Here is a 22,992-nt window from a genome sequence, read left to right on the forward strand (position 1 = left end):
GGTGGTCCTTATCCCGGGATGTGGTTGATGGGGTGCTCGTCGGTGGCCCAGAGGTACTGGACCGCATAGGCCCGCCAGGGGCGCCAGGCCGCCGCGTGGGCGGTCAGCGCGGCCGGGGTGGCGGGCAGGCCGAGTGCGGCGGCGGCGCGGCGGATGCCGAGGTCGGTCGGGAGGAAGGCGTCGGGGTCGCCGAGCGCGCGCATGGCGATGACCTCGATCGTCCAGGGGCCGAAGCCGGGCAGTGCGCCGAGCCGGGCACGGGCGTCCTCCCAGTCGCTGTCGATGCCGAGGCGCAGGGAGCCGTCGGCGAGCGCGGTGACCAGGGTCGTCAGGGTGGTGCGGCGGCTGCGGGGCAGGGCCAGCGCCTCGGGGTCGAGACCCGCGAGCGCCTCGGGGGTGGGGAAGAGATGGGTGAGGCCGCCCTCGGGGTCCTCGACCGGTGTTCCGTGCGCGGTGACCAGTCGGGCCGCGTGGGTGCGCGCGGCGGCGGTGGAGACCTGCTGGCCCAGGACCGCCCGTACGGCGAATTCGGCGGCGTCGACCGTGCGCGGCACCCGGCGGCCGGGGGCGATGTCGACATGGGGACGCAGGGACGGGTCCGTACGGAGCCGGTCGTCGATCGCGACAGGGTCGGCGTCCAGGTCGAGCAGCCAGCGGCAGCGGCTGATGGCGATGGTGAGATCGCGCGGGTCGGTGAGGGAGAGCCGGCAGGCGATGTGGTCGGGGCGGGGCGAGAGGGCGGCGATGCCGTGGCCGTGCGGGAGGGTGAGGGTGCGCCGGTAGGCGCCGTCCCGCCACTCCTCGACGCCGGGGACGCCGGTCGCGGCGAGATGACCGAAGAGGTTGCTCGGGTTGAGCGGTGCGCGGTACGGCAGGCGCAGGGCGATCACACCGGGGGTCAGTACGGGGGCGCCGGCGCCCCTGGCGGCCCGGCTGCGCAGTTCGCCGGGGGCGAGGGCGAAGACCTCGCGGACGGTGTCGTTGAAAGTGCGGATGGAGGAGAAGCCGGCGGCGAAGGCGATCTCCGCCATCGGCAGGGCGGTCGTCTCGATGAGGAGCCGCGCGGTCTGCGCGCGCTGGGCGCGGGCCAGGGCCAGGGGGCCCGCGCCCAGCTCGGCGAGGAGCTGGCGCTCGATCTGACGGGTGGAGTAGCCGAGGCGGCCGGCGAGGCCGGGGACGCCTTCCCGGTCGACGACTCCGTCGCTGATCAGCCGCATGGCGCGGGCGACGGTGTCGGCGCGCGCGTTCCACTCGGGGGAGCCGGGGCTGGTGTCGGGGCGGCAGCGTTTGCAGGCGCGGAAGCCGGCCTGCTGGCAGGCCGCCGCACTCGGGTAGAAGGTCATGTTCTGGACCTTCGGGGGCACGACCGGGCAGCTCGGGCGGCAGTAGATCCGCGTGGTCAGCACGGCCGTGAAGAACCAGCCGTCGAATCGGGCGTCCTTCGACTGGACGGCGCGTACGCAGCGCTCGGTGTCGGTGTGCATGGTTCAAGCATCGTGCACCGACGGGGTGCGGGCTGGCGAGAAAACGACATCAGCCTTCCGCTGCCAGTAGCCCCCTCTCTCACCCTCCACTCCGCCTGCTCCCGTCAGGACTGTGTGTACGCCTCTCGGATCAGTTGGACCGGGTGCCAGGCGTCCCGCTCCGTGCCGTGGAAGATCTGCTGCCGGCAGGAGACCCCGGTGGCGACGATCACGGTCTCGGCGGACTCGGCCCTGACCGCGGGGAAGAGCCGGTCCTCCCCCACCGTCATCGAGACGTCGTAGTGCTCCGCCTCGAAGCCGAAGGAGCCGGCCATCCCGCAGCAGCCCGCGTCCAGCTCCACCACGTCGGCGCCCGGGATGCGCTTCAGCAGGGCGATGGTGGCCGCGGTGCCCACTTCCGCCTTCTGGTGGCAGTGACCGTGGTAGAGGAGTCGCTTGCCGGCCGGCCAGGCGTCGTCGCGCAGCTTCAGCCGTCCGTCGTCGATGGCCTCCACCAGGAGTTCCTCCACCTGGCGGACGCGTCCGGAGATGTCCTTGACCGCCGTGTCATCGGGCAGCATCGCCCGGTGCTCGTCCCGCAGGGTCATCAGGCAGGAGGGTTCGCAGCCGACGATCGGCGAGTCGGGCGGGGTGGTCTCGCTCAGCAGATGGGCCAGTTTGAACGCCTTGTCGGTGGCGTCGTCCACCATGCCCTTGGAGAGGCTGGACCGGCCGCAGCAGCCCCGGCTCTCCAGTCGCACCTCCCAGCCGGCGTGTTCGAGGAGTTCGATGGCGGCCCGGCCGATCGCGGGCTCGGTGTAGGTGGTGAACGAGTCGGCGAGGTAGGTCAGCGTGCCCTGGCTCGCGGGCCGGACGGCGTTCTTCCGCAGCTCCTTGGAGTGGCCCCGGAACCAGCGGACCAGATTGCCGCGGGTGAAACGGGGCAGCGGCCGTTCCCGGGCGATCCCCGGCCAGCGGCGCAGCAGTCCGCGCAGCGGTCCGATGCGGCCGGGGAGGTTGGAGAGCGGCGCGGTGGCCGAGCCGAGCCGGTTGAGGAAGCGGATCGAACCGAAGATCCGCGACCGGAAGGGGATGCCGTGCTGGTCATGGTGGTGGGAGAGCGCCTCGGCCTTGAGGGTCGCCATGTCCACCCCGAGCGGGCACTCGCTCTTGCACGCCTTGCACATCAGACAGAGGTCGAGGACCTCATGGAGCTTCTCGTCCCCGAGCGCCGCCCGCGGGTCGGGCTCCGACAACGCCTTGACCAGGGCGTTGGCCCGGCCGCGGGTGGAGTCCTGTTCATTGCGGGTGGCCATGTAGGACGGGCACATGGCGCCGGTGCCGCTCTTGCGGCAGAGCCCGATGTTCATACAGCGGTCGGCGGCGGCCCGCATTCCGCCGATCACCTCGAAGTCCAGCCGGGTGCGGAGTTCGGGAGCCGGGGTCAGGGCCACGTCCCGGAGGTTCTCGGTCATGGCGGGCGCGTCCACGATCTTGCCGGGGTTCATCCGGTCGTGGGGGTCGAAGACGCCCTTGACCGCGCGCATCGCCTCGTACAGCTCGTCCCCGAAGATCTCCCGGTTGAACTCGCTGCGGGCCAGTCCGTCACCGTGCTCGCTGGAGTTGACCCCGCCGTACTCGGTGACGAGGTCCTTGATCTCCTCGGCGACGGTCCGCATGGTGGCGACCTGCCCGGGGTCGGTCAGATCGACGAAGGGCCGGATGTGCAGACAGCCGACGGAGCAGTGCCCGTAGAAGCCCGCTTCGAGTCCGTGCCGGTCCAGCACGCCCTTGAAGCGGCGGGTGTATTCGGCGAGGTGGACGGGGTCGACCGCGGTGTCCTCCACGAAGGCGAGCGGGCGGCGGGTGCCCTCTCCCGCGGCCATCAGCAGCCCGAGACTGGACTTGCGGACCTTGAGCAGGGACGACTGTTGGGCCGGGGTGATGGCGCGGAGGGTGTGGTAGCCGTGGTGGTGCCGCTTCCACAGGTCCGTCAGCCGGTTCAGCCGTTCGATGAGGTCGTCCTGGTCGTCGCCGGTGAAGGAGACGAAGAGCAGTGCCTCCGGGTCGCCCTGGAGGATGGTGCCGAGCGAGGCGTACTCGATCTTCTGCCGGGAGAGGTCGAGGATCGTCCGGTCCATGAGTTCGACGGCGGCGGGGTCGCAGGACAGGGCGGTCTCGGTGGCCTCGATGGCCCCGGCGACGGAGGAGAAGTGGCCGACGGCGATGACCGTACGGCTGGGCTTGGGCACCAGATCGACCAGCGCCCGGGTGGCGATGACCAGGGTGCCTTCGGAACCGACGACGAACTTCGCCAGGTCGAAGGGGGTGTCGTCGCGGGCCAGCCGGTCCAGGCGGTAGCCGCAGGCGCGGCGCCAGAACTCGGGGAAGCCGTCGGCGATGGCCTCGGTGTTGGAGCGGACGATCAGGGGGAGGTCCCGGTAGAGCCGGCCCTCCAGGGTCGGCAGATCGGCCCGGCGCTTCCGTTCGGCCTCGTCGACCGGCTCCAGCCGGACCGCGCTGGCGTCGGAGAGGACCACATCGAGCGCGCGGACATGGTCGATGGTCATTCCGTACCGCAGTGATCCGCTGCCGGCCGAGTTGTTGCCGATCATTCCGCCGACGGTGGCCCGGTTGCTGGTGGAGGTGTCCGGGCCGAACATCAGCCCGAAGGGGGCCGCCGCTTGGTTGAGCTGGTCCTGTACGACACCGGTCTCCACCAGCGCCGTACGGCCGTCGGGGTCCAGCTCCAGGATGCGGTTCATATGGCGGGAGAGATCCAGGACGAGCCCGGGGCCGACGGTCTGACCGGCGAGGCTGGTGCCCGCGCCGCGCGGCAGCAGCGGGATCCCGTACTCGATCGCGGCGGCCACGGCGGCCCGGACGTCGTCGGCGTGACGGGGGAAGACGACGCCGCGCGGGGTGATCGCGTACATGCTGGCGTCGCGGGAGAAGAGATGGCGGGTGTAGTCGTCGAAAGCGACCTCGCCGTCGAGATCACGGCGGAGGCGTCGCTCCAGATCGCGGTCGGCCGACCCGCCGACGGCGGGGGCTTCGCTGCTGAACGCTGTCATGGGCGCGGACTCCAAGGGTGCGGGTGTGCTGACGGGGGTGCGGAAATTCCAGCCCGTCCGGCGTTTGAGGACGGACCAGCCCAGACCAAGGGCCGGAAAATTCAGCCCGTCCGGCGTTTGAGGACGGACCCTCCAGCCCTGGAAGCCGGACTCGACAGGGGCCCACGGCCCGGCTGTCGACCCGTCAGGTGCCGGGGTGCCGGGGTGCCGGGGTGCCGGGGTGCCGGATTCAGGCGCGTGCCAGATGTCAGGCGTCCCGCAGCACCTCCAGCGCCGCCCCGAGCCCGCCCGGCTCGACCCGCACCCCGGCGAGATCGAGCCCCATCCGCACCCCCGCGAGGGTGCCCGCGAGGGTGAGATCGTTGAAGTGGCCCAGATGCCCGATGCGGAAGATCCGCCCACTGAGCCGGCCGAGCCCCGCGCCCAGCGACATGTCGAACCGCTCCAGAATGATCTTCCGGACGTGGTCGGCGTCGTGGCCGTCGGGCAGCAGGACCGCGGTGAGCGATCCGGAGTGTTCGCGCTCGTCGGCGCAGAGGACTTCGAGACCCCAGCCGACGACGGCGGCGCGGGTGGCGGCGGAGTGCCGCGTGTGCCGGGCGTACACCTCGGGGAGCCCTTCGGCGTAGAGCATCTCCAGCGCTTCGGAGAGGCCGTAGAGCAGGTTGGTGGCGGGGGTGTAGGGGAAGAAGCCGCGCTTGTTGGCCTCGATGATCGGTGCCCAGTCCCAGAAGGATTTCTTCAGTCGGGCGCTCTTCGACGCGACGAGCGCCTTCTCGCTGACCGCGTTGAAGCTCAGACCGGGCGGCAGCATCAGACCCTTCTGCGATCCGGCGACGGTGACATCGACGCCCCACTCGTCGTGGCGGTAGTCGATGGAGCCGAGCGAGGAGATCGTGTCGACGAGCAGCAGGGCCGGGTGGTCGGCCGCGTCGATGGCCCGGCGGATGTCGGCGATACGGCTGGTGACACCGGTGGAGGTCTCGTTGTGGACCACACAGACCGCCTTGATCACCCGCTTGGTGTCCGCCGCGAGGCGCCGCGCCAGCTCTTCGGGGTCGGCGCCGTGGCGCCAGTCGCCCGGCACGAAGTCGACCTTCAGACCGAGGGCGCCGGCCATCTCCCGCCAGAGCGTGGCGAAGTGCCCGGTCTCGAAGGCCAGCACCCGGTCCCCCGGGCTGAGGGTGTTGACGAGGGCCGCCTCCCAGGCGCCGGTACCGGAGGCGGGGTAGATCACGACCGGGCCCGAGGTGGCGAAGACGGGCTTGATCAGGTCGAGGAGACGGACCGTCAGTGCGGCGAACTCCGGTCCGCGGTGGTCGATGGTCGGCGCGGACATGGCGCGCAGCACCTGGTCGGGGACGTTGGTGGGGCCGGGTATCTGAAGGAAGTGGCGGCCGGTGCGGGACGTCATGGACGGGCTCCTCCGGAGTGTTGTGCCGTGACACGGCACGATGTACCGTAAGATGGCACGGCGGAGCATAGACAGCGCTGAGCGAGGGAGTCAATGGATGCAGAACGTCCTCAATGCGCTGCGCGCGCTCGAAGAGGTCGCGGCACGGCAGCCGATCGGGGTCGCCGACCTCGCCCGCGCCATGGATCTGCCGAAGAGTTCGGTGCAGCGCTCGCTGGTCACGCTGCACGAGGCCGGATGGATCCGCCCCACCGCGCAGGCCCCCACCCGATGGCTGGTCACCACCAAGGCGCTGCATGTGGGTCGGGCGGCCACCGGTGAGCTGGGGCTGCGCGATATCGCGGTGCCGGTGATGGAGGAGTTGCGGCGACGGACGGACGAGACGGTCCATCTCGCGGTGCCCGAGGCCGGCAAGATCGTGCTGATCGAACGGCTGGAGACGAGCAAGGCGGTCCGGATCATCCTGCCGCTCGGCCAGAACCTGCCCCCGCACGCCTCGGCGAACGGCAAGGCGGTGCTCGCGGCGAGCCCCGCCGAGACCGTCGAGCACTATCTCACCGAGGGGCTCGCGCGGTTCACCGACGCCTCGATCACCGACCCGGACCTGCTCCGGGCCGAGCTGGCCGAGATCCGGGCCCGCGGTTACGCCACCAACTCGGGCGAGTGGCGGCCGGACGTCTCGGCGGTCGCCGCCGCGGTGACCCCGCTCGGCGGCTCACCGGTCGCGAGCATCAGCATCAACGTCCCGACCAGCCGGCTGACCGATGAGTCCCGGTCGGCGTACGGAATCGCGGTGTGCGAGGCGGCGCGGACGGTCGGCGAGGCGCTGGGGCGGGCGGGCGGCGCCTGACCTCCCGGCGGACAACCCGGGCTCCCGGCCCGACTTCCCAATCGGCCGACACGTCAATCATGTCGCGACCCTTGACGAGTTCACTCCCCCGAGGCTTCCATACTCCCCATTGCGAAATCCAAATTTCGCATGGCGGAAACAATTGCGCCGAGGGTCGTATCCCTCGCCACGCCGGACAGCAGTGCGCCGTCCACCGCACCGGGCTCTCCGGGGTGGACGGCGCGAGAGTGGTCGGCGCCGGTACGCACGCCTGACTGACCATCGACCGAAGGCGAGGAAGCCTCGTGTCAGATCATGTCATTTCGATCATCGCACTGGTGTTGGTGTTCACCATCGCCACCTTCACAGCCGTCCATATGGGAGCGCTGGCCATCGTCGCCGCCTTCGTCGTCGGCACCGTGTTCGTCGACCAGACGGCGGACGACATCTTCGGTGGATTCCCCGGCGACCTGTTCGTCGTCCTCGTCGGGGTCACCTTTCTCTTCGCCATCGCCAAGAACAACGGAACGGTGGACTGGCTGGTCCACGCGTCAACACGGGCCGTACGCGGCAGGATCGCCCTCATCCCCTGGGTGATGTTCCTGGTCACCGCGGTACTCACGGCTGTCGGGGCGGTCGTCCCGGCAGCCGTGGCCATCATCGCGCCCATCGGCATGGGGTTCGCCGCACGCTATCGGATCAACCCCGTCCTGCTGGGGCTCTTCATCATCAACGGAGCCAGTGCCGGAGGATTCTCGCCGATCAGCGTCTTCGGCAGCATCACCAATGGCGTGGTCGCCCGCAACGACCTGCCGGGCAACCCCACCCTGCTCTTCACCACTTCCTTCGTCTTCAATGTCGCGATCAGCGTCGTCGTCTTCTTTCTCTTCGGCGGACGACAGTTGATCGGGCGGCGCGCCGACGATCTGGGCGGCACCACGACACCCCCGGAGCGAGCGAAGGGCCACGGCGGACGCTCGGGCGGTGGACTCGGCGGCTCCGTACCGTCCCCGTCGGGTGGCGGCGGGGTGGCGGTGCACTCCCCCGGCCGTACGGCCGCATCGACACTCACCGGCCCCGCGCCCGGACCGACGCCCCCGGCTGACGTCGACCCCGCCGACGCACCGCCGCTGCGCCTCAACCGGGTTCGGCTGCTCACCCTGTTGGGACTGCTCAGTCTCGTCGTCGGCGCGCTCTTCTTCGACCTCAACGTCGGTCTGCTGGCGCTCACCGTGACCGTCGTGCTCTCCCTCCTCTCCCCGGAGTCGGCGAAGGGGGCCGTGGACCGCTGCGCCTGGTCCACGGTCCTGCTGGTCTGCGGGATCGTGACCTTCGTCGGCATGATGGAGCGCATCGGTACCATCGACTACCTCGGGACCAGCGTGGCCGACATCGGCGCGCCCTTGCTCGGCGCGCTGCTGATCTGCCTCATCGGCTCGGTGGTCTCCGCGTTCGCCTCGACCACGGGCATCCTCGGCGCGCTCATCCCGCTCGCCGTGCCCTTCCTGCTCGGTGGGGAGATCGGTGCGGTCGGCCTGGTCATCGCCCTGGCGATCTCGGCGTCGGTGGTGGACTCCTCACCCATCTCCACCAGCGGCGCCCTGGTCACCGCCAACGCGCCGGAGGAGCAACGGGACGCGGTCTTCCGGCGACTCATGGTCTGGGGGCTCAGCATGGCCGCCATCGCACCCCCGGTGACCTGGCTGCTCTTCGTCGCACCGGGCTGGCTCTGAACGGTGCCCCCGGAGGTGCCCGCCGCACCCCCCGGCGGCGGGCACCGGATGGGCTAAGCGGCCACCCGGTGCGACAGAGCCGAGTTCAGGCGGCCGCCACCGCATGGAGCGGGTGCGCGTTCAAGTAGCCGCCACCGGGCGGGACAGGACGGGTTCAGGACGCCACGGGCACCCGTCGCGCGGCGCTCAGCGCGAGTGCCACCGGTACGACATCCCCCACCGCCATCTCCACCCGTTCATACACCTCTGGGTTGAGGATCGTGGTGCCGTCGAAGTCGCCCGAGCTGAGATAGATCCCGGCCGGTGCGGTCCACGCCTGGAGGAACGCGAAGAGCGGACGCATCGCGTGGTCGATCACCAGGGCGTGCCGGTCACTGCCCCCGGTGGCCGCCAGCAGTACCGGCTTGGCGGCCAGTCCGTACTGGTCGACCAGGTCGAAGAAGTGCTTGAACAGACCGGTGTAAGAACCCCGGAACACCGGGGTCGCCGCGATCACGAGGTCGGCCTCCGCCACGGCGCGCAGCGCGTCTTCGACCTCGGCGCCGACCTGGTCGCGCTCCGCGACGCCGGCGAAGGCGGGGCCCAGGGTGTGCAGTTCGATGAGTCGCGCGTCGGTCTCGGTGCGCGCCGCCAGGGTCTGGAGCATGAGCTCCACCAGGGCCGTGGTCTTTGACGGGGCCCGGACGCTGCCGACCACCGCCACCACGCGCAGGGGCCCGGTCATGCGGTCACCTCCGTCGCGGCCAGGGCGGCGATCTCCGCGCGGACGACGGGCGCGACCTCGGTACCGAGGAGTTCGATGGCCTTCATCGCCTCCCGCTGGGGCACATTGCCGAAGCCGAGCTGGATCATCATCCGGTCGTGCCCGAAGAGCCGGTACTGCGCCATGATCTTGTCGATGATCTCCTGGGGACTACCGAGGAAGAAGGCGCCCCCGGGGGTGGCCTGGGCCTCATAGGCACGCCGGGGCATCGGGACGCCCTGGCCGCGCTGGTGGTGGTTGGCCATCCAGCCCGCCTGGAAGTACGGGTGCGAGACCTCGATGGCCTCCTCGTGAGTGGCAGCGACGAAGCCCGGCGAGTTGATCGACACCTTCAGCTTCTCGGGCGCGTGCCCCGCCTCGGCCCCGGCCTGCCGGTAGAGGTCCACGAACGGGGCGAACTGACGGTAGCCACCCCCGATGATCGCCAGTGAGAGCGGCAGCCCGAGCCGGCCGGCCCGTACGACCGAGGCAGGGGTACCGCCGACGGCGACCCAGACCGGGAGTTCGCGGTCGGGGCGCGGAGTGATGTCGCCGTCGGTCAACGACGGCCGCAGCGAACCCTGCCAGTTGATCGGGTTCTCCGCGCGCAGCTTGAGCAGCAGGTCGAGCTTCTCGGCGAACAGCCCGGCGTAGTCGTTGAGGTCGTAGCCGAAGACCGGGAACGACTCGATGTACGAGCCACGGCCCGCGATGATCTCCGCCCGGCCGCCGGAGAGCAGATCGAGGGTGGCGAACTGCTGGAACACCCGTACCGGGTCGTCCGAGCTGAGGACGGTGACGGCGCTGGAGAGCTTGATGTCCCGGGTCTGCTCCGCCATCGCGGCGAGCAGGACGGCGGGGGTGGAGACGGCGAAGTCCGTACGGTGGTGCTCGCCGACCGCGAAAATGTCGAGGCCCGCCTCGTCCGCCGCCGTCGCCTGTTCGACCAGCTCCCGCAGCCGGGCGCCCGGGGCGGGTGGCTGCCCGGTGGTCGGGTCCGGCGTGAGCTCACCGAAGTGGTAGATGCCGAGTTCAAAGGCCATGACGGAGCCTCTCCAGAGTTACTGTTCGTTGCGCAAACAACAACATGGCACCGGTATGGCATATTCCCCCGCCGCTGCGGCCGGGTCGGCGGAACGTGCGCGGCTCAGGACCGTCCGGGCGATCTTCGAGGATCAGCCCGCGCCATCCGTCATGAGTTTCCGCAGGTCAGCGCCGTTCAGTGCTGTTCACCGCCGATCGGCCCGGCGCAGCGACCGCCAGACCGCCTTCGCCGCATTGTGGCCCGACATGCCATGGACACCGGGCCCGGGCCAGGCGGCGGACGAGCAGAGGAAGACCGAAGGATGCCGGGTCGTGTAGGGGAAGAGGGAGATCCGGGGCCGGAGCAGCAGTTGGAGCCCGCTGGCCGCGCCGCATGCGATGTCGCCGCCGACGTAGTTGGCGTTACGGGCGGCGAGCTGCGCCGGTCCGGCGATGGCCCGGGCCAGCACCCGGTCACGGAAGCCGGGCGCGAAGCGCTCGATCTGTCGTTCGACGGCATCGGTGAGATCGCCGTCCCAGCCGTTGGGCACATGGCCGTAGGCCCAGAAGACGTGCTTGCCCTCCGGCGCCCGGGAGGGATCGACCAGGCTGGGCTGGGCGGTGATCAGGAAGGGGGTGTCGGGTGCGGTGCCGCCCGCCGCCTGGCTCAGTGCGGTGCCGATCTCCTGACTGGAGGGGCCGATCTGGACCGTGCCCGCGACCTGGGGCTCCTTCGCCGTCCACGGCACCGGCCCGTCCAGGGCGTAATCGATCTTGAAGGCGGCGGCACCGTAACGGTAGTGCTCGTACGCGCGGCCGAGGCCGGCGATCCGGGCGAGCGCGGTGGGCGAGGTGTCGAAGACATACGCGCGCGCCGGGGGGAGGTCGTCGAGCCGCTTGACCTCGAAGCCGGTGTGCACCACCCCGCCGAGCTCCCGTAGGTACGCGGCCAGGGCGTCCGAGATCGACTGCGATCCGCCGCGCGGCAGGGGCCAGCCCTTCTCGTGCGCGGCGAGGGCGAAGAGCAGGCCGACACCGCTGGTGGCGATGCCGCTCAGCGGCGCCATGACATGCCCCACCAGCCCAGCGATCATGGCCCGCGCCCGGTCGTCGCGGAACCGCCGCATCATCCAGTTGTACGGGGGGAGGCCGACGCTCCCGAACCGGGCGAGGCCCACGGGGTCACGCGGCAGGGCCGTCAGCGGCAGGGACATGAAGTCCCGCACCAGGACGTCCCAGGAACCGAGGTAAGGGGCGAGGAGACGGCGGTAGGTGCCCGCGTCGCGCGCGCCGAGTGACGCGGCGGTCTCGGCGACCGAGCGGGAGAGCACCGCCGCCGTGCCGTCGTCGAAGGGGTGCGCCATCGGCAGCTCGGGGTGCAGCCACTCCAGTCCGTACCGGTCGAGCGGCATCTGACCGAAGGCGGGAGAGCCGATACCGAGCGGATGCACGGCGGCACACGGGTCGTGGCGGAAGCCGGGGAGCGTCAACTCCTCGGTCCGCGCGCCGCCACCGATGGTCTCCTTGGCCTCGAAGACCTCGACGGAGAAGCCCCTGCGGGCGAGTTCGACGGCGGCGGTCAGTCCGTTGGGGCCCGCCCCCACGACGACGGCATCGAGCATCGACGGCACCTTGGACTCCTTCGTCAGCCGACGGCCAAGGTCTCCAGGATATTCCCGGCCACCGACACCACGGCCCCGGGGACCGAATCCGACCCCCGCGCGCCGAGGTGATGACTGGGCTAGGTAAGCAAACCCCGGATTCGTTCGGCTGTCGTGGCCGACCGCGCCGCCGTGAACGGCAGGGCGTTGTCACCGGCGATCCGGAACCCGTCCCCCGCCACCGTCGTGTGCGCTCCCCCGGCCTCCGTCACCAGTAGCAGACCGGCCGCGTGGTCCCAGGCCGCCTCCCAGGAGAACGCCACCGCGTCCAACTCACCGCGCGCCACGGCCAGGTACTCCAGGCCCGCCGAACCACACGGCCGGGCGCGCACGCCCTCCGTGTTCAGACCGAGCAGGGCGTGCTTCTGCTCGGGGGTCGTGTAGTCGGGGTGGGACGTGGCCACCCGCAGCTCGGCTCCGGGCGCCGGCTCCCCCGCGAGCAGCCGCTCGCCTTCGAGCCAGGCACCCCGGCCGCGGATCGCCGTCGCCATCTGGTCGTGGACCGGCGCGTAGGTCCAGGACGCCAGCACCTCCCCTTCGAGGGCGAGGGCGACCAGCGTGCAGAAGCCGTCCTCGCCCCGGACGAACTGTCGGGTCCCGTCCACGGGGTCGACGATCCAGACGGGCGCCCGCCCACGCAGCGCCTCGCAGACCGAGGGGTCCGCGTGCACCGCTTCCTCGCCGACCACGACCGACCCGGGCAGCAGCGCGGTGAGGGACGCGGTGAGGTGTTCCTCGGCGAGGCGGTCGGCCGTCGTCACCAGATCGTGCGGGCCGGTCTTCTCGACGATCTCGTGCGCGGCGAGCTGACGGTGCCGGGGCAGGATCTCGGCGGCTGCGGCCTTGCGGATCGCCTCCGCGACGTTGGACAGGTCGCCGGCCAGAAAGTCTTCGATCATATGACCAGCTAAGCACGGGCCGGTGACAGGAGACCGCCGGGTCACTGCCGGGGCCGCGTGCCCCCTGGACGATGGTGGCCACTGGACCCCCCGCGCGGTCGCGCGGAGCCGGGCGCCGGACGCCGTTCCCCATCGCTCGGGAGTACGATTTGCCTGTTCACCGCAGGTATGCGGGCAGGTCGAACCGGAGGCTCCAGGATGCACGGTGAGTACAAGGTCCCGGGCGGCAAGCTCGTGGTCGTCGATCTCGACACGGCGGACGGCGTGCTGCGCGATGTCCGGGTCGCGGGTGATTTCTTCCTGGAGCCGGACGAGGCGATCGAGGCGATCGACGGCGCGCTGGAGGGTGCTCCGGTGGACACGGACGCCTCGGGCCTCGCCGCCCGTATCGATGCGGCCCTGCCGCCGGGCACCGAGATGTTCGGGCTGACCTCCGAGGGCATCGGGGTGGCCGTGCGCCGGGCACTGGCCCACGCCACCGACTGGACCGACTACGACTGGCAGCTCGTCCACGAGGGTCCGCAGTCGCCGGAGCTGCACATGGCGCTGGACGAGGTCATCACCGCCGAGGTGGCGGCCGGTGTCCGGCCGCCGACGCTGCGGGTGTGGGAGTGGGGCGCGCCGGCCGTCGTGATCGGGAGCTTCCAGTCGCTGCGCAATGAGGTGGATCTGGAGGGCGCCGAGCGCCACGGCATCCAGGTGGTCCGCCGGATCAGCGGCGGCGGCGCCATGTTCATCGAACCCGGTAACACCATCACGTACTCCCTCTCGGTCCCTGACGCGCTGGTCTCGGGGCTCTCCTTCACCGACAGCTACGCCTATCTGGACGACTGGGTGCTCGGTGCGCTCGGTGATATGGGTGTCAAGGCGTGGTACCAGCCGCTCAACGACATCGCGACGGACGCCGGGAAGATCGCGGGCGCGGCGCAGAAGCGGATGGTCGGCCAGGGGCGGGGGGCCGTGCTGCACCACGTGACGATGGCGTACGACATCGACGCGGACAAGATGCTCGATGTGCTGCGCATCGGGCGGGAGAAGCTGTCCGACAAGGGCACCAAGAGCGCGAAGAAGCGGGTGGACCCGCTGCGGCGGCAGACGGGGCTGCCCCGGGAGGCGGTCATCGAGCGGATGATCGACTCGTTCCGCGGCCGCTACGGGCTCTCGGACGGCGAGATCACGGACCAGGAGATGGCACGGGCCCGGGAGTTGGCCGAGCGGAAGTTCGGTACGCATGAGTGGACCGCGCGGGTGCCGTAGCGGACGCACCGGACCTGGCCGAGCCGTCCCTGGCCGGTGCGCGTGCCCCCCGGCCGGAGTCGGCCGGGCCGGTGCGTGCCCAAGGCGGAGCGGGTCAGCGGGTCAGCGGGTCAGCGGGTCAGCGGGTCAGCGGGTCAGCGGGTCAGCGGGTCAGCGGGTCAGCGGGTCAGCGGCGGGATGATCTCGGAGCCGTACGCGTCGATCGTCGTCTCCTTGGCGTCGTGCATTGCATAGAGCGCGAACTGGTCGACGCCCACCTCCCGCAGGGCCATGAGCTTCTCGATGTGCGCCGACGCGGGCCCGAGCAGACAGAAGCGGTCCACGATGTCGTCCGGCACGAAGTCCGCCGACGGATTCCCGGCCCGCCCGTGGTGGCTGTAGTCATAACCGTCGCGGGCCTTGATGTACGAGGTGAGGGCCTCCGGTACGGCCGTGGAGTGCTCGCCGTAGCGGCTCACGAGGTCGGCGACGTGGTTGCCGACCATGCCGCCGAACCAACGGCACTGGTTCCGGGCGTGGGTGAGATCGTCGCCCACATAGGCGGGGGCCGCGACACAGATGGTGATCGCGTCCGGGTCGCGTCCGGCGTCCGACGCGGCGGTGCGCACCGCCGTGACCATCGACTCCGTCAGATACGGGTCGGCGAGCTGGAGGATGAACCCGTCCGCCTTCTGCCCGGTCAGAGCCAGGGCCTTCGGCCCGTACGCCGCCATCCACACCGGCAGCTTCCCGTCGTTGATCCAGGGGATCCGCAGCGGCACTCCCCCGACCTCGGCCTCCCGGCCCTCCGCGAGGTCGCGGATGACGTCCATCGCCTCGCCGAGCCGGGCGAGGGTGTTGGGCGCGCGGCCGGCGACCCGCATCGCCGAGTCGCCTCGCCCGATGCCGCAGACCGTGCGGTTGCCGTACATGTCGTTGAGGGTGGCGAAGGTGGAGGCGGTGACCTCCCAGGTCCTGGTGCCGGGGTTGGTCACCATCGGGCCCACGGTGAGCTTCTCCGTGTTGGCCAGGATCTGGCTGTAGATGACGAAGGGCTCCTGCCAGAGCACCGCCGAGTCGAAGGTCCAGCCGTAACGGAAGCCGTTGCGTTCCGCGCGCCGCATCAGTTCGACGACGGCGGAGGCCGGCGGGTCCGTCTGGAGGACGAGTCCGAAGTCCATGAGCCGCTCCACTCCGTGATCCGTGATCCGAGTGATCAAAGGTTCGAGTTCGGGGACGCTCAGCCGAGGTACTGACAGATGCCGCGCGGGGTGTACCGCCCGTGTCCGGCCCGGCCGGTGAAGGTGCCCCGGTCGATGACGACCTCGCCGCGCGAGAGGACGGTCTCCACCCGGCCGGTGACCCGCTTCCCCTCGTACGCCGAGTAGTCCACGTTCATATGGTGGGTCTCGACCGACAGGACCTGTTCGGCGTGCGGGTCGTAGATGACGACGTCGGCGTCCGCGCCCGGGGCGATGGTGCCCTTCTGCGGATAGAGACCGAACATCCGGGCGGGGGTCGCACAGGCGATCTCGATCCAGCGGCGGCGACTGATCCGGCCCTCCACAACACCCTGGTGCAGCAGGTCCATCCGGTGCTCCACACCCGGCATACCGTTGGGGATCTTGGAGAAGTCGCCCCGGCCCAGCTCCTTCTGACCGGTGAAACAGAACGGACAGTGGTCGGTGGAGACCACCTGGAGGTCATTGGTCCGCAGCCCCCGCCAGAGCGCCTCCTGGTGCTCCTTGGGCCGAAGGGGCGTACTGCACACGTACTTCGCGCCCTCGAAGTCCGGCTCGGCGAGGTTGTCGGTGGAGAGGAAGAGGTACTGCGGACAGGTCTCGCCGAAGACCGGCAGCCCGTTGTCGCGGGCGGTGACGAGCTCGGCGAGCGCCTCCGCCGCCGAGACATGGACGACGTAGAGCGGCGCGCCCGCGACCCGCGCGAGCTGGATCGCCCGGTGCGTGGCCTCGGCCTCCAGCAGCGCCCGGCGCACCTCCCCGTGGTAGCGCGGATCGGTCCGGCCCTCGGCGAGCGCCTGCTCCACCAGGACGTCGATGGCGATCCCGTTCTCGGCGTGCATCATGATCAGCCCGCCGTTGGTGGCGGAGCGCTGCATGGCGCGCAGGATCTGGCCGTCGTCGCTGTAGAAGACGCCGGGGTACGCCATGAAGAGCTTGAAGGAGGTGATTCCCTCCTCCACCAGCAGATCCAGTTGCCGCAGCGACGACTCGTTGACATCGGAGAGGATCATGTGGAAGGCGTAGTCGATCACGCAGTTGCCGTCCGCCTTGGCGTACCAGGCGGCGAGCCCCTCGCGCGGGCTCTGGCCGATGCTCTGCACGGCGAAGTCGATGATGGTGGTGGTGCCGCCCCAGGCGGCGGCCCGGGTTCCGGTCTCGAAGGTGTCGGAGGCGAAGGTGCCGCCGAACGGCAGTTCCATATGCGTGTGGGCGTCGACGCCGCCGGGGATGACGTACTTGCCCGTCGCGTCGATGACGTGCCCGGCGGTCCACGACTCGGCGACGGCGGTGTCATGCGCGGCGAGCGCGACGATCCTGCCGTCCTCGATCAGTACGTCCGCGTGGATCTCGTCCGCCGCGGTGACGACCAGACCGCCGCGGATCAGGGTGCGGGTGGTGCTCATCGCTGATGCGCTCCCTTGCGTGTCGGGTATCGGCTTTCCGCCCGTGCTGGCGGGCTCCGCGCTACGGAAGGCTCCGCAGCGCCCGTTCCAGGATCGCCGCGCCCTCCTCCGCCTCCGCGACCGTCAGCGAGAGCGGTGGGGCCACGCGCAGGGCGCTCGTGTTGTGGCCGCCGCCCTTGCCGAGCAGCAGTCCACCCTCCCGGGCGGCCTCCAGCACGGCGGACGCCGCCGCCGGATCGGCCTCGTCGGTGCCCGGCCAGGTCAGTTCGATCCCGATCATCAGCCCCCGGCCGCGTACTTCCCGTACGGCGGGCACTCGCTCGCCGATCGCCCGCAGCCGTTCCAGCAGCAGCCCACCGACGCGGCGGGCATTGCCCTGGAGGTCGTGCTCCAGCAGGTACGTGAGGTTGGCGAGGCCCGCGGCCATGGTGACCGGGGAGCCGCCGAAGGTGGAGATGGAGTTGGCGTCCAGCGAGTTCATGATCTCGGCGGGGGCGACGACGCCGCCGATGGACATGCCGTTGCCGATGCCCTTGGCGAAGGTGAGGATGTCCGGCGGCCCGTTTCCGGCATGGGCCTGCCAGCCCCAGAAGTGGTCGCCGGTGCGGCCCCAGCCGGTCTGCACCTCGTCGGAGATCCAGAGGATGCCGTGCCGGTTCAGGACTTCACGGAACGCGGCGTACAGACCGTCCGGCGGCGAGGTGAAGCCGCCGACGCCCTGGATCGGTTCGGCGATCAGTGCGGCGACATCGCGAGTGTGTCCGAGCAGGTCCTCCAGATCGGCGACGCAGGCCGCGATGTACTCGCCGTCGGAGAGCTCGGCGTACGGGCCGCGGGTGCGGACCCCGCCGTGCACGTACAGCGTCTGGAGCGGCGACAGCGTACTGGGCGACCAGGCCCGGTTGCCGGTGATGGCGACGGTCGAGAAGGACCGGCCGTGGTAGCTGTTGCGCATCGCCAGTATCTGATGGGTGCGGCGGTGGCCGGTCGCCAGCAGCAGGGCGGTGTCATTGGCCTCGGTGCCCGAGGTGGTGAAGAAGACCCGGGCGTCGGGGATGCCGGAGAGGACCGCGACCCGCTCGGCCAGTTCGATCATGGGACGGTTGAGGTAGAGCGTGGACGAGTGGACGATCCGCCCGGCCTGCTCGGCGACGGCCCGGGTGACCTCCGGGAGGGCGTGGGCGGTCATGGTGGTGAGGATGCCGCCGAAGAAGTCGAGATAGCGGTTGCCGTCCGCGTCCCACACATGGCGGCCCTCGCCGTGGGTGAGTTCGATGGGCGACCGGTAGTAGAGCGTCACCCAGTCGGGGACGACGGCCCGGTGCCGGTCGTACAGGGTCACGGTCGCACCAGCCCCTCGTAGGCGTCGGGGCGTCGGTCCCGGTAGAACGCCCACTGCTGCCGCACCGTGTCGATGAGGTCGAAGTCGAGGTCCCGGACGACGAGTTCCTCCGCCGTGTCGCTGGCGACCTCGCCGACGAACTGGCCCCGGGGGTCGACGAAGTAGCTGGTGCCGTAGAAGTCGTTGTCGCCGTACTCCTCCTGGCCGACGCGGTTGATGGCGGCGACGAAGTACTCGTTGGCGACGGCGGCGGCGGGCTGCTCCAACTGCCAGAGGTGGGCGGAGAGGCCCCGCGAGGTGGCCGAGGGGTTGTAGACCAACTGGGCTCCCTGGAGACCGAGTTGGCGCCACCCCTCGGGGAAGTGGCGGTCGTAGCAGATGTAGACGCCGACCCGGCCGACGGCCGTGTCGAAGACGGGCCAGCCCGCGTTGCCCGGCCTGAAGTAGAACTTCTCCCAGAATCCCTTGACCTGGGGGATGTGGTGCTTGCGGTACTTGCCGAGGTAGGAGCCGTCGGCGTCGATCACGGCGGCGGTGTTGTAGTAGAAGCCGGCACCGTCGATCTCGAAGACGGGCACCACGATCACCATGCCGGTCTCCCGGGCGAGATCCCGCATCCGGCCCACGGTGGGCCCGTCCGGGACGGGCTCGGCCCAGCGGTAGTGCTCGGCGTCCTGGACCTGGCAGAAGTAGGGCGCGTTGAAGACTTCCTGGAAGCCGATGACCTTGGCGCCCTGACGGGCCGCCGCGCGCGCGTGTTCCTCGTGTTTGGCGATCATCGATTCGGTGTCGCCGGTCCAGGTCGCCTGGACAAGTGCGGCGCGTACGACAGTGGCCATGGCTGCTCCTTCGACCGGGCGTCAGCGAGCCTCTACGCACGTAGACGCGGTACGTAGAGGGAGAACGTAAGCCCCGCCACAGACCGGTGCAAGACCATCGCCGTGAACCCGCTGAGTCGATCTTGATTCACCCGGGCGGTCGACGCACCCCCCACGAGAGGCGCCCCGCGACGCGCAGGGCGCGGGCGGGGCGGTGCTCGTGGGTGTCGGACGGGGCGGCGGGCCGGGGGGCCGCGCCGCCCCGGATCAGAAGGTCACGGCGATGGCGGTGTGCGGGCGCTTGCCGCGCCGCGCCACCGTGGCCGGCCAGTCCAGCAGCCAGAACTGCCAGGTGTACTTGCGGGCCAGCAGCTTGCGGACGGGGGCCGGGTCGGCCAGGAGTTCGGCCGTGCCCGCCACGCTCGGCGCGCCGGGGGCGACCCTGCCGCGCATATCGCAGACGGTCACCAGCACCCGGCTGTCCTTGCGCAGCCGCTTGACCTTCCAGGAGTCGGTACGGGTCCAGGCGTAGAGCCTGCCGCCGTCCTCGGCGAACCACAGGGGCGTGGCGACACCCGTCCCGTCCTTCCGGAAGGTGGTCAGGCTGATGTACTTGGCGGTGGCGAAATCCTCGGCGGTCACGGGGCGAGACTACGCCGTGCCGTCGGCCGGGTGGGAGGTGTCCGGCCGGGCCACTGCGACCGCCCCACCGGAACCACCCGTCTCACCCGCCCCGGTCACCTGCTCCGCTTCCACTGCCCTGGAAGCCCGGTAGGCCCCGGGCGTCTCACGCACCCCCGTAAGCCCCGGACACCTCAGGGCCCCTCAGCCCCTCCGGCCCCCTCGCGCGCCGCCAGCAGCTCGGGCAGATGTTCGGCCGTCCACGCGCACGCCGCATTCATCGGCTCGATCGCCGACCGGCCGAGCGCGGTGAGCCGGTACTCGACGCGTGGCGGGTTCTCGTCGTACGCGGTGCGGCTCACAAAGCCCTTCCGCTCCATCGCGCGGAGCGTCTCGGTGAGCACCTTCGGAGTGACCGTGTGCAGCGGGATCCGCAGCTCGGAGAAGCGACGCGGCCCCTGCTCCAGACAGCGCAGCACCCTTCCGGACCACTTGTCGCCGAAGCGGAACGGCTGCACCCCCGCCGCACAGTCGGAATGGCCGAACATATCCGCCCGTAGCGGCTCGCGCGTGGTCTCCATGCCGGCCATTCTCCCCGGCCGCTCCCTGAAGGCCGCCCAGTACCTTTGCGGTAACCGGCACCGCCCGTCGTACCGTCCCGGGCATGGACGACATCGTGATTTTCGGAGCGGGTGGACGGGTCGGCAGAGCTGCCGTGGCCGAGGCGGTGGCACGCGGCCACACGGTGACGGCGGTGGTGCGCGACCCGGCGGCGCATCCGCGGCTCGGCGGGGACGGCGTGACGGTCGTACGGGGTGATGTGACCGACCGGGCGTCGGTCGCCGCGGTGGCCGTCGGTGCCCGTGCCGCGATCAACGCGACGGCCCGGCTCGACATGGCGTCCGAGGAATTCTTCGTCGCGGCGGCGCGGGCCCTGGTCGCCGGGCTCACGGAGGCGGGCGTACCGCGCCTGATCGCCGTGGGTATCGCCGCGACGCTGGAGACCTCCCCCGGGGTACGGGTGATGGACGCGCCGGACTTCCCGGCGCCCCACCGGCTCTTCTCGCAGGGGCACGCGGCGGAATGGGAGACGCTGCGGGAGACCGCGGGGCCGCTGGACTGGCTGATGGTCTGCCCGCCGATGGAACTGGGCGCCGATGTGCCGCGTACGGGCCGCTACCGCACGGCGCCGGGGCGGCTCATCGACGGCGGCGGCCGGATCGCGCACGCGGATCTCGCGGTCGCGCTGCTGGACGAGATCGAGCGACCGCGCCACCACCGCATCCAGCTCGCGGTGGCCCACTGACGCCAATGGTCGCTGTCGTCCTCCGACGCCGACCGTCGCTGCTGCCGGCTGGCGCCGGTCAGGCCACGGGCGCCGGGGCGCAGCTCACCAGGAGTTCGTCCATGGAGAGCCCGAGGGCGCCGGCGAGCGCGGCCACGGTGAAGAAGGCGGGCGTCGGGGCCCGGCCCGTCTCGATCTTGCGCAGGGTCTCGGCGGAGAGACCGGCGGCAGCGGCGACCTCCACCATGCTGCGTTCGCCGCGGGCCACGCGGAGCAGCCGGCCGAGTCGTTCGCCGCGTTCACGCTCTTCTGGGGTGAGAGGGGTGCGCACCATGCCGTTATTCTAATCCCGCCAGGACCGGTATGAGAATAACGGCTGGACCGGTATAGTAATTGGCATGGTGGAGATCAAGACCGATATATCGATAGAGGCGATGCGCGAGGCGGGCCGACTCGTGGCCCAGGCGCTCACCGCCGCCCGCGAAGCCGCGTCCGTCGGCGTCAGCCTGCGGGAGCTGGACCGGATCGCCCGTGCGGTCCTCGACGAGGCGGGCGCCGGCTCGCCCTTCCTCGACTACCACCCGGACTGGGCGCCGATCCCGTTCCCCGCCGTCCTGTGCGCCTCCGTCAATGACGCGATCGTGCACGGCATCCCGGACGACTACCGACTCCGGGACGGCGATCTGCTCAGCCTGGACTGCGGCGCGATCCGGAACGGCTGGGCCGGCGACGCGGCCGTCAGCTTCACGGTGGGGCGCGCCCGCCCGGAGGACACCCGACTGATCGACACCGCCGAACGGGCGCTGGAGGCGGGCATCGCGGCGGCTGTCGTCGGCAACCGGATCGGCGATATCGCCCATGCGGTCGGGCGGGTGTGCCGCTCGGCGGGGTACGGCCTCCCGGACGGCTTCGGCGGCCATGGCATCGGCCGCAGCATGCACGAGGACCCGGGCGTCCCCAATGAGGGACGCCCGGGGCGGGGTATGGCGCTGCGCCACGGCATGGTGCTGGCCATCGAGCCGATGGTGATCGCCAGCGGCTCGGACGACCACTACACGGCGCGGGACGGTTGGACCGTCCGGACGGTCGACGGCAGCCGGGCCGCGCACGCGGAGCACACGGTGGCGATCACGGACGACGGGCCCCGCATCCTCACCGCGCTCTGACCGCACGGCGGGTGTGGGCGGGGGTGCCACCGGCGCGTCCGGCCGGTGGCGCCCCCGCCCACGCCCCGCCCGGGCCGGCTCTCCCGCGCCAGCCCGCGCGTCAGTTCTCGTCCAGGAACTTCCGCGCCAGGGAGTCCCCGAGCGCGACCGCCGCGCTATGGCTCTCGATCGGGGTGACCTTGGAGTTCTTGAAGAGGATGTAGGTCACCCCCGACGACACCCCTCCGGTGGACGGGTTCGGGTCGATGCCGAGCGCCTTCGCCATCCCGTAGGACGCCTCACCGATGATCGCCGCGGGCCCGGTGTCGCCGACGACCCCGTACCGGACCTTGCCGTCGTAGACGACGGCGACCACACCGCCGCCCCTGATCCCGTGGTCGGCGTACTTCCAGATGGTGCTGGGGATCGGCACCACCACGTACGGCAGTCTCTCGGCGTTCAGCGGTTTGCCGTCGGACTGGTGGAACGAGGTGTCCGGCAGGAAGGTCCGGTCGGTGGTGGCGTTGCACGCGGTGGTGACCTGGCCGTCGCAGTCGATGTCCATATCGGCCTGCCAGAACACCGCGCCGTTCTTTCCGCAGACCGGGATGGTGGCCGAGCCCCCCGCGTCCTTGCGGTAGCTGCCGTTGGAGATGCGGGAACAGCTCGTCACCTCGGCCAGTAGTTCGTCCGCGCTCACCGTTCCTTCCCTCCCGGAGGCGGCGCCGGGCGCCATGACGCGCTGGGCCGTGGTCGCCGTCGCGGGGAGCGCGGCGGCGGCGAGGAGGGCCGCGCCGGAGAGCGTGGCAAGCACGAGAGTGCGAGGGTTCATGGTGATTTACGCCTTTCTGCATGGAAGAGCGTCTTTACTCCCTTAAGTCCACCTCGCGCTCCTCGACACGCCGCGCCGCGCGGCCCGCTGACAACGACCGTGGCCCGCCCGGCACTTCACGCCGGACGGGCCACGGTCCTACGGGGCCGGACGGAGTACGCCCGTCAACCCCCGGTTCCTCGCCGCTGGGACTACTTCCTGTCGCCGGACGAATCCACTTCGCCGGAA

At 70.9% G+C, this 22,992-nt stretch carries 20 protein-coding genes; 5 read left to right on the forward strand and 15 right to left on the reverse strand.

From position 1 onward, the window contains the following. Positions 1-8 precede the first annotated feature (8 nt). From ACH4S7_RS16075 to ACH4S7_RS16085, 3 genes are all read right to left on the reverse strand, one after another. The gene (locus ACH4S7_RS16075; protein ID WP_398521775.1) at positions 9-1,484 is read right to left on the reverse strand and encodes an AlkA N-terminal domain-containing protein; all 1,476 of its coding nucleotides are present in this window, start codon (positions 1,482-1,484) and stop codon (positions 9-11) included. A gap of 104 nt (positions 1,485-1,588) precedes the next feature. After that, positions 1,589-4,537 (reverse strand): FAD-binding and (Fe-S)-binding domain-containing protein, encoded by a 2,949-nt coding sequence (locus ACH4S7_RS16080; RefSeq protein ID WP_398521776.1) that lies wholly within the window; start codon positions 4,535-4,537, stop codon positions 1,589-1,591. A 247-nt stretch (positions 4,538-4,784) separates the two neighbouring features. Beyond that, positions 4,785-5,951 (reverse strand): pyridoxal-phosphate-dependent aminotransferase family protein, encoded by a 1,167-nt coding sequence (locus tag ACH4S7_RS16085; RefSeq protein ID WP_398521777.1) that lies wholly within the window; start codon positions 5,949-5,951, stop codon positions 4,785-4,787. Positions 5,952-6,048: 97 nt separating this feature from the next. Here ACH4S7_RS16085 and ACH4S7_RS16090 point away from each other — a divergent pair, with 97 nt between their 5' ends. Together ACH4S7_RS16090 and ACH4S7_RS16095 are read left to right on the forward strand one after the other, a co-directional pair. Beyond that, a complete protein-coding gene (locus ACH4S7_RS16090) occupies positions 6,049-6,801 on the forward strand; it encodes an IclR family transcriptional regulator (protein WP_398521778.1) in 753 nt (250 codons plus the stop codon). Positions 6,802-7,085: 284 nt separating this feature from the next. Next, positions 7,086-8,513, forward strand: coding sequence for an SLC13 family permease (locus ACH4S7_RS16095; RefSeq protein ID WP_398521779.1), 1,428 nt, complete (start codon positions 7,086-7,088; stop codon positions 8,511-8,513). 154 nt (positions 8,514-8,667) lie between these two features. On the opposite strand, the gene msuE is transcribed toward ACH4S7_RS16095, so the two are convergent. From msuE to ACH4S7_RS16115, 4 genes are all read right to left on the reverse strand, one after another. Then, the gene (msuE, locus tag ACH4S7_RS16100) at positions 8,668-9,237 is read right to left on the reverse strand and encodes an FMN reductase (RefSeq protein WP_398521780.1); all 570 of its coding nucleotides are present in this window, start codon (positions 9,235-9,237) and stop codon (positions 8,668-8,670) included. Continuing rightward, a complete protein-coding gene (locus ACH4S7_RS16105; RefSeq protein WP_398521781.1) occupies positions 9,234-10,298 on the reverse strand; it encodes an LLM class flavin-dependent oxidoreductase in 1,065 nt (354 codons plus the stop codon). The genes msuE and ACH4S7_RS16105 overlap by 4 nt, the downstream gene beginning before the upstream one ends. A 186-nt stretch (positions 10,299-10,484) precedes the next feature. Continuing rightward, complete coding sequence (locus tag ACH4S7_RS16110; RefSeq protein WP_398521896.1) at positions 10,485-11,900, reverse strand: phytoene desaturase family protein; 1,416 nt, start codon at positions 11,898-11,900, stop codon at positions 10,485-10,487. A 119-nt stretch (positions 11,901-12,019) separates the two neighbouring features. Then, positions 12,020-12,838 (reverse strand): inositol monophosphatase family protein, encoded by an 819-nt coding sequence (locus ACH4S7_RS16115; protein ID WP_398521782.1) that lies wholly within the window; start codon positions 12,836-12,838, stop codon positions 12,020-12,022. 198 nt (positions 12,839-13,036) lie between these two features. On the opposite strand from ACH4S7_RS16115, the gene ACH4S7_RS16120 reads away from it, so the two are divergent. Continuing rightward, on the forward strand, positions 13,037-14,095 hold the full coding sequence (locus ACH4S7_RS16120) for a biotin/lipoate A/B protein ligase family protein (protein WP_398521783.1): 1,059 nt from the start codon (positions 13,037-13,039) through the stop codon (positions 14,093-14,095). A 158-nt stretch (positions 14,096-14,253) separates the two neighbouring features. Here ACH4S7_RS16120 and ACH4S7_RS16125 read toward each other — a convergent pair whose 3' ends face one another. The 6 genes from ACH4S7_RS16125 to ACH4S7_RS16150 all read right to left on the reverse strand — a co-directional run bounded on the left by ACH4S7_RS16125 (position 14,254) and on the right by ACH4S7_RS16150 (position 20,083). Beyond that, complete coding sequence (locus ACH4S7_RS16125) at positions 14,254-15,255, reverse strand: TIGR03842 family LLM class F420-dependent oxidoreductase (protein ID WP_398521784.1); 1,002 nt, start codon at positions 15,253-15,255, stop codon at positions 14,254-14,256. Between the two features lie 59 nt (positions 15,256-15,314). Next, positions 15,315-16,721, reverse strand: coding sequence for a dihydropyrimidinase (hydA, locus tag ACH4S7_RS16130; protein ID WP_398521785.1), 1,407 nt, complete (start codon positions 16,719-16,721; stop codon positions 15,315-15,317). Positions 16,722-16,782: 61 nt separating this feature from the next. Beyond that, positions 16,783-18,063 (reverse strand): aspartate aminotransferase family protein, encoded by a 1,281-nt coding sequence (locus ACH4S7_RS16135; protein ID WP_398521786.1) that lies wholly within the window; start codon positions 18,061-18,063, stop codon positions 16,783-16,785. Continuing rightward, on the reverse strand, positions 18,060-18,902 hold the full coding sequence (locus tag ACH4S7_RS16140) for a nitrilase-related carbon-nitrogen hydrolase (protein ID WP_398521787.1): 843 nt from the start codon (positions 18,900-18,902) through the stop codon (positions 18,060-18,062). Before ACH4S7_RS16140 ends, ACH4S7_RS16135 begins: the two co-directional genes overlap by 4 nt. A 246-nt stretch (positions 18,903-19,148) precedes the next feature. Further along, complete coding sequence (locus tag ACH4S7_RS16145; RefSeq protein ID WP_398521788.1) at positions 19,149-19,523, reverse strand: PPOX class F420-dependent oxidoreductase; 375 nt, start codon at positions 19,521-19,523, stop codon at positions 19,149-19,151. 173 nt (positions 19,524-19,696) lie between these two features. Continuing rightward, positions 19,697-20,083: a winged helix-turn-helix transcriptional regulator gene (locus ACH4S7_RS16150; protein ID WP_398521789.1), complete on the reverse strand. Its 387-nt coding sequence runs from the start codon at positions 20,081-20,083 to the stop codon at positions 19,697-19,699. An 83-nt stretch (positions 20,084-20,166) separates the two neighbouring features. Here ACH4S7_RS16150 and ACH4S7_RS16155 point away from each other — a divergent pair, with 83 nt between their 5' ends. Next, complete coding sequence (locus tag ACH4S7_RS16155) at positions 20,167-20,808, forward strand: NAD(P)-dependent oxidoreductase (protein WP_398521790.1); 642 nt, start codon at positions 20,167-20,169, stop codon at positions 20,806-20,808. A gap of 58 nt (positions 20,809-20,866) precedes the next feature. Here the strand turns inward: ACH4S7_RS16155 and ACH4S7_RS16160 are convergent, their stop codons facing one another. After that, the gene (locus ACH4S7_RS16160; RefSeq protein ID WP_398521791.1) at positions 20,867-21,121 is read right to left on the reverse strand and encodes a helix-turn-helix domain-containing protein; all 255 of its coding nucleotides are present in this window, start codon (positions 21,119-21,121) and stop codon (positions 20,867-20,869) included. A 64-nt stretch (positions 21,122-21,185) separates the two neighbouring features. On the opposite strand from ACH4S7_RS16160, the gene map reads away from it, so the two are divergent. Next, complete coding sequence (gene map / locus ACH4S7_RS16165; RefSeq protein WP_398521792.1) at positions 21,186-21,953, forward strand: type I methionyl aminopeptidase; 768 nt, start codon at positions 21,186-21,188, stop codon at positions 21,951-21,953. A 100-nt stretch (positions 21,954-22,053) separates the two neighbouring features. Here the strand turns inward: map and ACH4S7_RS16170 are convergent, their stop codons facing one another. Next, positions 22,054-22,764, reverse strand: a complete 711-nt coding sequence (locus ACH4S7_RS16170) for a glycoside hydrolase family 75 protein (RefSeq protein WP_398521793.1) — start codon at positions 22,762-22,764, stop codon at positions 22,054-22,056. Positions 22,765-22,992 lie beyond the last annotated feature (228 nt).

Origin of the sequence: Streptomyces sp. NPDC020965 (genome assembly GCF_044333555.1) — a bacterium.
Classification (GTDB): domain Bacteria; phylum Actinomycetota; class Actinomycetes; order Streptomycetales; family Streptomycetaceae; genus Streptomyces.

What these genes read in the sequence shown, in the direction of transcription:
- ACH4S7_RS16075 (WP_398521775.1), bottom strand. Translation starts at nt 1,484, where the DNA reads ATGCACACCGACACCGAGCGCTGCGTACGCGCCGTCCAGTCGAAGGAC.
- ACH4S7_RS16080 (WP_398521776.1), bottom strand. Translation starts at nt 4,537, where the DNA reads ATGACAGCGTTCAGCAGCGAAGCCCCCGCCGTCGGCGGGTCGGCCGAC.
- ACH4S7_RS16085 (WP_398521777.1), bottom strand. Translation starts at nt 5,951, where the DNA reads ATGACGTCCCGCACCGGCCGCCACTTCCTTCAGATACCCGGCCCCACC.
- ACH4S7_RS16090 (WP_398521778.1), top strand. Translation starts at nt 6,049, where the DNA reads ATGCAGAACGTCCTCAATGCGCTGCGCGCGCTCGAAGAGGTCGCGGCA.
- msuE (WP_398521780.1), bottom strand. Translation starts at nt 9,237, where the DNA reads ATGACCGGGCCCCTGCGCGTGGTGGCGGTGGTCGGCAGCGTCCGGGCC.
- ACH4S7_RS16105 (WP_398521781.1), bottom strand. Translation starts at nt 10,298, where the DNA reads ATGGCCTTTGAACTCGGCATCTACCACTTCGGTGAGCTCACGCCGGAC.
- ACH4S7_RS16110 (WP_398521896.1), bottom strand. Translation starts at nt 11,900, where the DNA reads ATGCTCGATGCCGTCGTCGTGGGGGCGGGCCCCAACGGACTGACCGCC.
- ACH4S7_RS16115 (WP_398521782.1), bottom strand. Translation starts at nt 12,838, where the DNA reads ATGATCGAAGACTTTCTGGCCGGCGACCTGTCCAACGTCGCGGAGGCG.
- ACH4S7_RS16120 (WP_398521783.1), top strand. Translation starts at nt 13,037, where the DNA reads ATGCACGGTGAGTACAAGGTCCCGGGCGGCAAGCTCGTGGTCGTCGAT.
- ACH4S7_RS16125 (WP_398521784.1), bottom strand. Translation starts at nt 15,255, where the DNA reads ATGGACTTCGGACTCGTCCTCCAGACGGACCCGCCGGCCTCCGCCGTC.
- hydA (WP_398521785.1), bottom strand. Translation starts at nt 16,721, where the DNA reads ATGAGCACCACCCGCACCCTGATCCGCGGCGGTCTGGTCGTCACCGCG.
- ACH4S7_RS16140 (WP_398521787.1), bottom strand. Translation starts at nt 18,902, where the DNA reads ATGGCCACTGTCGTACGCGCCGCACTTGTCCAGGCGACCTGGACCGGC.
- ACH4S7_RS16150 (WP_398521789.1), bottom strand. Translation starts at nt 20,083, where the DNA reads ATGGAGACCACGCGCGAGCCGCTACGGGCGGATATGTTCGGCCATTCC.
- ACH4S7_RS16155 (WP_398521790.1), top strand. Translation starts at nt 20,167, where the DNA reads ATGGACGACATCGTGATTTTCGGAGCGGGTGGACGGGTCGGCAGAGCT.
- ACH4S7_RS16160 (WP_398521791.1), bottom strand. Translation starts at nt 21,121, where the DNA reads ATGGTGCGCACCCCTCTCACCCCAGAAGAGCGTGAACGCGGCGAACGA.
- map (WP_398521792.1), top strand. Translation starts at nt 21,186, where the DNA reads ATGGTGGAGATCAAGACCGATATATCGATAGAGGCGATGCGCGAGGCG.
- ACH4S7_RS16170 (WP_398521793.1), bottom strand. Translation starts at nt 22,764, where the DNA reads ATGAACCCTCGCACTCTCGTGCTTGCCACGCTCTCCGGCGCGGCCCTC.